Consider the following 2131-nt stretch of genomic DNA (forward strand, 5'->3'; position numbering starts at 1 on the left):
GTGTCGGACCACAGCCAGTTCGATTTCCTTGTCCTCACAGGGTGTGTTAGCCCGCCCCCCGGCTTCCCGGATGCGCAGCTGGGTAAAGATGTCCAGAGCCGCTCTCAGATTTTCTGCCCCTCCTATAAGCTGGAGGTGTCTGCCCAGAGCCAGTTCGATATCCTTGTCCTCACAGGGTGTGTTCGCCACTCCCCCGGCCGCTCGGGTGCGCAGCTGGATAAAGATCTCCCGAGCTGCCTGCAGATTGCTCTTGCCCCCTATGAACTGAAGACATCTGCCCAGTGTTAACTCAATCTCTTTATCATCACAGGGTCTATTTGCCCGCCCTCCGGCTGCCCGAGTACGCAGACAGGTAAAAATCTCCAGAGCCGCTTTCAGATGTTCTGGCCCTCCCATGAACTGGAGGTGTATACCCAGTGCCAACTCGATATCTTTGTCCTCACAGGGTGTATTCACCCGCCCCCCGGCTGCCCGGGTACGCAGCCAGGTAAAAATGTCCAGAGCCGCTTTCATATTGTCTGGACCTCCCATGAGCTGAAGATGTCTGGCCAGTGTTATCTCGATATCCTTGTCCTCACAGGGTGTATTCGCCTGCCCCCCGGCTGCCTGGGTACGCAGTCGTGTAAAGATATCCAGAGCCATTTTCATGTTTTCCATAGTCCCCATGGCCTGGTGATATCTGCCCAGAACAAGTTCGATATCTTTGTCATTGCAAGGGGTGTTTGCCTTCCCTCCGGCGGCCCGGGCACGCAGCCGGGTATAGATGTCCAGGGCCGCTTTCATGTTATCCGGCCCCCCCATGATCTGAAGATGTCTGCCCAGCGTCAGCTCGACATCCTTGTCATGGCAAGGTGTGTTCGCCTGTCCCCTGGCCATCCGGGTGCGCAGTTGGGTAAAGATGTTCAGGGCTGCTTTCATGTTATCTATGCCTCCCAGGAGCTGGAGGTGTCTGCCCAGTGTTAACTCGACATCTTTGTCATGGCAGGGGGTGTTCACCAGCCCCCCGGCCATCTGGGTGCGCAGCTTGGTATAAATATCCAGAGCCGTTTTCAGGTTGTGCGCACCACCCATAATCTGGAGATGTCTGCCCAGGGCCAGTTCGATGTCCTTGTCACCACAGGGGGTGTTCTCTACCCCCCCGGTTGTTTGGGTACGTAGCCCGGTATAGATCTCCATGACCTTTTTCATGTTCTCTGAGCCCCCCATGGCCTGAAGTAGCCTGCCCAGAGCCAACCCATTGTTTTTTCTATCTTTGAGAGATGTTGAGCATCTTGTATACAGGTAATGGAAAAGGGGGAAAGCTTCAGTGAGATGGCCTTTCGCCTGTAAAGCCCGGCCCTTTGCCATCATCACACTTTTGCTGCTTTGCAAATGTTGCGGAAGAGAATTGATGTACCCAATACATTCATCAAACTTATCAAGCTCAAACAAAGCTCTGGCTTTTAATTGCACAACACGGGCATATTGAGGCGGATTGTCCAAGTATTCTTTAAAGAGCGTTTCTGTGTCAGTTAATACTTTTTGAGGATTGGTTTTCAACAGTTTGAATCCAGCATTTATGTCACACTCTCTTTGTATATAAGAGTGAGCTGGGGAATACTGGAAGTGACGCTGTGAAAGTTGATGCTGCCCAGAGAGGCCAGCACTTTGGGGGGCAGAACCTTGTGTACTGGGGATGTAAGACGTATAGCTGCTTGAATCTCCTTGTTTGTATATAACAGGCACCTGCCAGTAATGGCTGCCTTTCCCATAGTTTGGTTGTAGGTTCATGCTTTGAAAACCTCTGCAAAAGCTGTGTCTGGGAGTAACTATAAAACCAGTGTTGTGTATGGATTATGATGAGGGAACAAAGGTTCAACACTCGTCAGGCCCCCTAACGGGGCTGTCTGACGTTTACTGTGGAAAGGCTGCAATATGTACCAATAGCTGCCGTTCTCTTTTCCTCCAGGATTCATCCTTCTTCAGCGCTTTTCGGTAGGGCTCAAGGTCGTTGGCTAGTTCAAAGAGTGAGCTGGCTTGATCTTTGAATTCATGCTTCTTGTCTTCTTCAATGTCCAAGGTGTTCAGCATGGGTTTCGGCCAGGCGGATAAAAGGCGGAAGCAATGAGCCAGTTGACTGAGACAGGATGCA

Annotated in this window: 2 protein-coding genes; both read right to left on the reverse strand. The window is 51.6% G+C overall.

Annotated features, from left to right (window positions below; translation table 11 throughout):
* The coding region (locus tag E1189_RS05410; protein ID WP_196221224.1) for a hypothetical protein at positions 1 to 1539 on the reverse strand (1539 nt) is incomplete at its 3' end.
* A gap of 354 nt (positions 1540 to 1893) precedes the next feature.
* The coding region (locus tag E1189_RS23615) for a hypothetical protein (RefSeq protein ID WP_230460186.1) at positions 1894 to 2131 on the reverse strand (238 nt) is incomplete at its 5' end.

This window comes from Parendozoicomonas verongulae (assembly GCF_009711465.1).
Lineage (GTDB): Bacteria > Pseudomonadota > Gammaproteobacteria > Pseudomonadales > Endozoicomonadaceae > Sansalvadorimonas > Sansalvadorimonas verongulae.